The organism is Campylobacter majalis (assembly GCF_905120465.1).
Classification (GTDB): Bacteria; Campylobacterota; Campylobacteria; order Campylobacterales; family Campylobacteraceae; genus Campylobacter_A; species Campylobacter_A majalis.
The window spans coordinates 1-6,811 of sequence record NZ_CAJHOF010000031.1 but is presented as its reverse complement, the minus strand read 5'-3'; the positions used below and the strand labels follow the sequence as shown (position 1 = coordinate 6,811).

The window sequence follows — 6,811 nt, the reverse complement described above, 5'->3', positions numbered from 1 at the left end:
TTTGCATTAATGTCAAAGAGTGTGAGAAAACAAGTAAATTTAGCAAAGAATTAAAGCTATTTCAAAGCAAAATAGTGCGTGATAAAGATGTCACGCAGATAGTAGCAAACAAGCTGTATTTGCTCTGCTTCGTGCCGTATCACACTTAAAAGCCTATTTTACTGCGTTTATCATCGCTTTGCTTTAGTCGCTACTATCGCCAAGATGATTTTTATCAAATTTTATTAAAATTGATAAAAGAAAGTCTTGTTAAGTTAAATTGATGCTAATTTTAAAAAGATATTTCTTGAAATTTAAGATTTTACAAAATATTGCTTTGTTGGTGTGATACTTTTGTATTTAGATTTGTAAATTTGATTTGTTTATCTATTTGCAAGGCAAGAACGCTTCATAAGATCAACAAAGATTCTTGTAGGAAAAACGTGATTGGGTCTAAAATTAAACGATATTTTATAATCCTACAAGTATATCGATGAGTGCAAGAAAATCAAAGCGTATGACAAGCACTCACGTCGCAGATAATAAAAGCTAATTAAATTTCTAGCTCTATGCCAACAGGGCAGTGATCGCTTCCTGTGATTTGATCTAGTATAAAGGCATCTTTTAGCTTGTCCTTTAGTCCGCTTGATATGAAAAAATAATCAATTCTCCAGCCTATGTTTTTTGCCCTTGCGTTAAAGCGGTAGCTCCACCACGAATAAGCGTCTAAAACATCGCCATTAATATGCCTAAAAGTATCGATAAAACCATGTGCGAGTAGCTTGTCGATCCACTCTCTTTCGATGTCTAAAAATCCAGAAGTTTTGGAGTTTGCTTTGGGATTTTTTAGATCTATTTCACGGTGGGCGGTATTGACATCGCCGCATATTATGATGTGTTTGTTTAAGGCTAAAATTTCATCACAATACTTTAAAAACGCTTCATAAAAATTCATCTTATATTCTAGACGTTCGTCATCTTTTTGTCCATTTGGAAAGTAGATATTAAACAGCACGATATCGCCAAAATGATGCTCTAAAACCCTGCCTTCGCTATCGTCAAAGAATTGTCCTTTAAATGATGATGTTTTAAATTTGCTCATGCTCATTACACCTGAGTATCCAGCACGCTCTCCTGAGTTTGTGCTAATCTCATCAAAGCCAAGGTTGTAAATCTCGCTTGGCACATCGCTTTGTTTGACTTTAATCTCTTGCAATGCTAAAAAATCAGGCTCAATCTCATCAAGCCAAGCAAAACCATCTTTGCCAACCACGGCACGAAGTCCATTGACATTCCAGCTAATTAGTTTCATTTTAATCCTTTTTTGCTAAAATTATACGAAAATTTTATTAATCTAAGGCAAAATTTTGAGAAATCAACCGCAATATAAATTTTTTAAAAATTGGGGCTATGCCGTAAATGGCATAAAAGATATTTACAAAAACGAAAGCTCATTTAGGCTTGAAATTTTCATTTTTACTCCGCTTTTTTTGTCACTTTTTTTTCTTGATTTTGGTATGGTTTTAAGCTTATTTCTTATCTTTTCTATGATTTTGGTGCTTGTTTGTGAGTGTATAAATTCAGCCATTGAGCGTGTTGTCGATCTTGTAAGTCCGCAGTATCACGCATTAGCTGGTGCAGCTAAGGATGCAGGAAGTGCCGCTGTGATGGTGTGTAATTTTTTATGTGCTGGACTTTGGATTTATGCATTGGTTGGTAAAATTTATGAATGAACGTGAAAAAGCTGTATTTGGTGCGATTTTAGGCGAAAAAAAGCTTAAAATCATAGAGTGGATGCTTAATAGTGCCGATGAGTGCGGATTTATTTTTTTAAAAATAGCACAAATATGCGAGAGCATAAATGTAAGCAAACCAACGGTAATTGATACTATAAAATTGCTTGAGAGTAAAAAAGTCCTAATCAAAATTAAAAATGGCGTTTATAAACTAAATGTTATTTAATAGTATAATTTTTGGCAATCCAACGATAATAAAAACTACCCAAAATAAACATAACGCCAAGCATGCCGCTAATAAAACTAAGTGAAAATTTCATCTGAAACATCGCACCTATAGCAAGTGAAGTTAGGGCACTTACCCCTAAGAAAAACATATCGTTATAAGCGATAACGCGTCCGTAAAATCTCTCATCGCAGTTTTGCTGAATTAGCGTGTATGTATAGCTCCAAAGTGTTGATGTAAAAAATCCAGCACAAAACATACCGATAAAACCTAGATAAAAGTTGTACTGTAAAAATGACCATATCAAAATCCCAACGCCTTGAAGTATAAAAAATAGGCTTAAATTTGTCTTATTTATGAGCTTTGAGAGTATTGGCGGTGCTATCATGAGTGCAACGGCACGTGATGCGTTGGTAAGTCCTATGGCAAGTGAAACAGATAGGATAAATTTGTAGTTTGTATCGGCTAAAAGTGCGATTATGGCGTCATATGCAGTAAGTCCAACAAAGGCATGAAGTAGCATTAGATGTATGATTAGGCGGTTTTGTTTTAGGTAGCTAAGTCCGCTTTTTAGCATTTTTATAGCACTTTCGCTAATACCCAAAACAACATCAGGCAAACGTAGTAAAAATAAAAAATAAAAGCTTACAACATACATAAATGCATCAAATAAAAACGCTGCTTTTATGCCAAAAAAATGTATAAAAACTCCAGCTAAACCCATTCCAGCCGTATATGAAACAGCCCATATGATAGAGTGGATTTCGTTTGCTAGTTTTAGGTTGTCGGCACTTAAAATTTTAGGAAGCAGACTCATTTCTGCTTGAAAATAAACTCCGCCTATGCCCATACGCACAAAAATTAGCACCAAAAGTAGCCACAGCAGACTTAGACTATCTATAAAAAGTAGCATTAGCACAGTTATGCACTCTATGGCTATCATGGTGATTAGCATAGGTTTTGGATTTAGTTTGTCTATCAAAACTCCGCTAAAAGGTGCTAGGAAAATCCCTGGCAAAAATGCCATAGCTGCAGATAGCGTTATCGCCCAAACCGGTGCTTTTAGCTCAATAAGTAGCGTAAAAATGCCAGTATGCGAAAACCACGCAGCAAAGTAGCAGATAAGCTGAACTATGCTTAAAAGACGAAAATTTTGCTCTGTTTTTAGTAGGGTTAGATATGCTTTCATGCGTTGCCTTGTTTGTGCTTAATTTGTGAAATTTTTGTAAAAATAGTCTTGTTTTAAGCGTGAAATTAAGATATGTATCATGCTATTTTTGCTTAATATACTCATAAGTATTTATTGTATTATTGTAAATAAATGCCATATTTTTTAAATTTATCTTTATCATGCTAGTTTTGTTTAGAGTGTTTATTGTTTGCATGTGTGGCAAAATTTTAAGCATTGCCACACTCACAGGTCTTAAAATTTTCACTTACTATCTTTTTGGACTAGTTTAAGTAGATTAAATTTTAGCTCATTTATGTTTTTATTTGTTGCTGAACTTATAGGAAGCACGAAAAATGGCTTTTGATCGTCATACTCATAAATATCTTGTTTAAAATTTTGTAAATTATTGCCAAGTCCAAGCTCAGCAATAAAGTCTGAAATTTTACTCTCATCATCACAAGCATCAAGGCGAGTAAGGGCTATTGCATAAGCACGAGTGGCTAGTTGTGGTGAGAATTTAGCCACCTCTTCTTTAAGAGTGCTAAATTGTTCGCTTAAATCTCTATAGTTTGCCAGGTCAATCATATACAAAAGCACTTTTGTTCGCTCGATATGTTTTAAAAACTTTAATCCAAGTCCCCTGCCGTCACTTGCGCCCTCAATAATACCCGGTATATCAGCCATGACAAAGCCGTTATAATCATCAACCACCACTTGCCCAAGTTTTGGCGTTAGTGTTGTAAATTCATAATTTGCAATTTGTGGTTTGGCGTTTGATACGGTTGATATGAGCGTTGATTTGCCAACATTTGGAAAGCCAACCAGTCCAACATCGGCTATTAGTTTTAGCTCAAGCCTTATGTTTTTTACCTCTTCTGGAGTGCCTTTTTGTGCATATTCTGGTGCTTGATTTGTGCTTGATTTAAAATGCACGTTGCCAAGTCCGCCCTTGCCACCTTTTAAAAATAGCACCTTTTGTCCTTGCTTAGTCAAATCACACAGTAACTCATTTGTGTCAGCGTCATATACGGCGGTTCCTGGTGGCACGATGAGCGTTAGGCTCTCGCCTTTTTTGCCATTCATTCTTGAACCCATACCAGCTTCGCCGTTTTTGGCTGAGAGACTTCTTTTGCCTTTGTAAGCAGCTAGCGTATGTGAGTTGTTATCTACTACAAAATAAACATCTCCGCCATCTCCGCCATCTCCGCCATCTGGACCACCTAATATGACGTGCTTTTCACGTCTAAAGCTCACCGCTCCAGCACCACCATGCCCTGATGACACTCTAAAACTCGCACTATCTATAAACATATTTTACCTTTAAATTTTTTGCGATTATATCAAAAATAGCTAAAATAAAGAAAATTTTGCCTTTTTGGCTTTAGTTAGAAAATAGGGTGCCAAAATTTAAACCTAGCTATTTATCGGTCAAATTTTGGCAACTGTTTGGGGATTATATATCGCGTGGATCAGCTATCTTACCAGCTATGGCTGAAGCTGCTGCAACGGCTGAGTTTGCTAGATAAATTTCACTTGTTCTTGCACCCATTCTGCCTACAAAATTTCTATTTGTAGTAGCTACGCATCTTTCGCCATCAGCCAAAATTCCCATATATCCGCCAAGACACGCACCGCAAGTTGGGTTGCTAACGACTGCACCAGCCTCAGCAAATATATCCATTAGCCCCTCTTTTTGAGCTGCAAGTGCTATTTTTTGTGTAGCTGGAGTGATAATAAGGCGTGTTTTTTTAGAAACTCTTTTGCCTTTTAAAATTTCAGCTGCTATACGAAGGTCGCTAAGTCTGCCATTTGTGCAAGAGCCTATAAATACTTGATCTATGCTTAAATCATCTTTTACTGCCTCACGCACACTTTTGCCGTTGCTTGGTAAAAATGGATATGCCACAACTGGATCAAGCTTGCTAACATCTATCTCGATTATACGCTCGTATTTTGCACCTTCGTCTGAGTAGTGAATGACTGGTTTTGAGCGTAAATTTTTATCACTTAAAAATTCTTTCGTTATCTCATCGTAAGCCACTATGCCGTTTTTTGCACCAGCCTCTATTGCCATATTACACAAACTAAAACGACTATCCATATCAAGCTGTGCTATCGTATCTCCAGTAAATTCTAACGCTTTATACAACGCACCATCAACGCCGATTTGGCGGATTATCTCTAGTATTAAGTCCTTGCCATATAGGTGCTGTGACATTTTGCCGCTAAATATGACTTTTATACTTTCAGGAACCTTAAACCAGTTTTTGCCAGTTATCATCGCGTAAGCTAAGTCGGTTGAGCCCATGCCGGTTGCAAATGCCCCAAGAGCGCCGTGAGTACAGGTGTGACTATCTGCTCCGATGATAACATCACCAGGCATCACAAGCCCTTTTTCTGGAAGTAGAGCGTGTTCTATACCCATATCTTTTTCGTCAAAAAAGTGCTTTAAATCATGCTTGTAAGCAAAATCGCGTGAAATTTTAGCTTGATTTGCACTTGCGATATCTTTTGCTGGGATATAGTGATCCATCACAATAGCAAAACCATCTGGATTAGCAAGTGATTTTGCTCCGCTTCTTTCAAACTGCTTTATAGAAATTGGCGTGGTTATGTCATTGCCAATTACCATATCAATAGGGCTTTGCACGATTTGCCCTGCAAATGCCGCTTCACCTGCGTGAGCTGAGAAAATTTTTTCAGTTATGGTTTGTTTCATTGTGTTCCTTTTGTTTTTTTCTAGAGTATATGTTTATAAATTCAACACTTAGTGAAAATGCCATTGCGAAGTATATGTAGCCTTTTGGTATATGTAGTCCAAACCCTTCGCCAACGAGTGCAAAACCGATAAGTATCAAGAAAGCTAGTGCTAAAATTTTAATTGTTGGGTTGTTATCGATAAAATTTGATATTGCTTTTGATGCAAACATCATGACTCCAACTGCGATAATTACGGCAAGTATCATGATTTGAATATGCTGTGCCATACCAACAGCTGTTATGACACTATCTAAAGAGAATACTATGTCTATGATGGCTATTTGTGTAACTATAAACAAAAAGCTTGCACCTTTAATAGCACTATTGTTGTTATCTTTATGCTCTTCGCCTATGCTAGAGTGTATTTCGATTGTTGATTTAGCAATTAAAAACAGTCCTCCAAGTATTAAAACAATGTCTCGTCCGGTGATCTGCAGCGAGAATACACTAAAAAGCGGTTTTGTAAGTTGCATTATCCAAAATAGCGACAATAAGAGCAAAATTCTAGTCATCATAGCAAGGCTAAGTCCAATGATTCGTCCTTTGTCACGTTGATGAGTTGGAAGTTTTCCAACGAGTATCGCGATAAATATGATATTATCTATGCCTAAAACAATCTCAAGTCCAGTTAGCGTCAGAAGCGAAATCCATGCTTCTGGCGAGTAAATCCATTCAAACAATGTAAGTCCTTAGTAAAAATTTTGCGAAGTATATCAAAAAAAAATATATTTTAGATAAAGTGGAAATATTTACTATAAATTTAATGTTTTATATAGTGGTGAAATTTGTGCTGCAAAATTTTGGATTAAATTTAAAAAAATAAATAAATTTCAAATTTCCCCCAAATTCACTATTTTTTTAATCTCTTTTTAAGCATTACTCTTATATAATTCCAGCTCACGAGTTGAGAGAAACCACTTTTAACCCTTTCTGAGTTAA

At 36.2% G+C, this 6,811-nt stretch carries 8 protein-coding genes; 2 read left to right on the top strand and 6 right to left on the bottom strand.

Translation table 11 applies throughout. The features are described 5' to 3' along the window. Positions 1-532: 532 nt before the first annotated feature. Positions 533-1,291 (bottom strand): exodeoxyribonuclease III, encoded by a 759-nt coding sequence (locus tag LQU93_RS09595; protein ID WP_229933667.1) that lies wholly within the window; start codon positions 1,289-1,291, stop codon positions 533-535. 55 nt (positions 1,292-1,346) lie between these two features. Between LQU93_RS09595 and LQU93_RS09590 the strand changes: the two genes are divergently transcribed. Together LQU93_RS09590 and LQU93_RS09585 are read left to right on the top strand one after the other, a co-directional pair. Beyond that, positions 1,347-1,712, top strand: a complete 366-nt coding sequence (locus LQU93_RS09590; protein WP_229933666.1) for a diacylglycerol kinase — start codon at positions 1,347-1,349, stop codon at positions 1,710-1,712. Continuing rightward, the gene (locus tag LQU93_RS09585) at positions 1,705-1,941 is read left to right on the top strand and encodes a replication/maintenance protein RepL (RefSeq protein ID WP_229933665.1); all 237 of its coding nucleotides are present in this window, start codon (positions 1,705-1,707) and stop codon (positions 1,939-1,941) included. The genes LQU93_RS09590 and LQU93_RS09585 overlap by 8 nt, the downstream gene beginning before the upstream one ends. Here the strand turns inward: LQU93_RS09585 and LQU93_RS09580 are convergent. The 5 genes from LQU93_RS09580 to LQU93_RS09560 form a co-directional block, all read right to left on the bottom strand. Further along, positions 1,934-3,130 (bottom strand): MFS transporter, encoded by a 1,197-nt coding sequence (locus LQU93_RS09580; protein WP_229933664.1) that lies wholly within the window; start codon positions 3,128-3,130, stop codon positions 1,934-1,936. The genes LQU93_RS09585 and LQU93_RS09580 overlap by 8 nt on opposite strands. An 82-nt stretch (positions 3,131-3,212) precedes the next feature. Further along, positions 3,213-3,377, bottom strand: a complete 165-nt coding sequence (locus tag LQU93_RS09575) for a hypothetical protein (protein ID WP_229933663.1) — start codon at positions 3,375-3,377, stop codon at positions 3,213-3,215. Next, on the bottom strand, positions 3,374-4,423 hold the full coding sequence (obgE, locus tag LQU93_RS09570) for a GTPase ObgE (RefSeq protein ID WP_229933662.1): 1,050 nt from the start codon (positions 4,421-4,423) through the stop codon (positions 3,374-3,376). Before obgE ends, LQU93_RS09575 begins: the two co-directional genes overlap by 4 nt. A 142-nt stretch (positions 4,424-4,565) precedes the next feature. Further along, the gene (leuC, locus tag LQU93_RS09565) at positions 4,566-5,831 is read right to left on the bottom strand and encodes a 3-isopropylmalate dehydratase large subunit (protein ID WP_229933661.1); all 1,266 of its coding nucleotides are present in this window, start codon (positions 5,829-5,831) and stop codon (positions 4,566-4,568) included. After that, positions 5,812-6,552, bottom strand: coding sequence for a TerC family protein (locus LQU93_RS09560; protein ID WP_229933660.1), 741 nt, complete (start codon positions 6,550-6,552; stop codon positions 5,812-5,814). The genes leuC and LQU93_RS09560 overlap by 20 nt, the downstream gene beginning before the upstream one ends. Positions 6,553-6,811: the final 259 nt, after the last annotated feature.

What these genes read in the sequence shown, in the direction of transcription:
- LQU93_RS09585 (WP_229933665.1), top strand. Translation starts at nt 1,705, where the DNA reads ATGAATGAACGTGAAAAAGCTGTATTTGGTGCGATTTTAGGCGAAAAA.
- obgE (WP_229933662.1), bottom strand. Translation starts at nt 4,423, where the DNA reads ATGTTTATAGATAGTGCGAGTTTTAGAGTGTCATCAGGGCATGGTGGT.
- LQU93_RS09580 (WP_229933664.1), bottom strand. Translation starts at nt 3,130, where the DNA reads ATGAAAGCATATCTAACCCTACTAAAAACAGAGCAAAATTTTCGTCTT.
- leuC (WP_229933661.1), bottom strand. Translation starts at nt 5,831, where the DNA reads ATGAAACAAACCATAACTGAAAAAATTTTCTCAGCTCACGCAGGTGAA.
- LQU93_RS09595 (WP_229933667.1), bottom strand. Translation starts at nt 1,291, where the DNA reads ATGAAACTAATTAGCTGGAATGTCAATGGACTTCGTGCCGTGGTTGGC.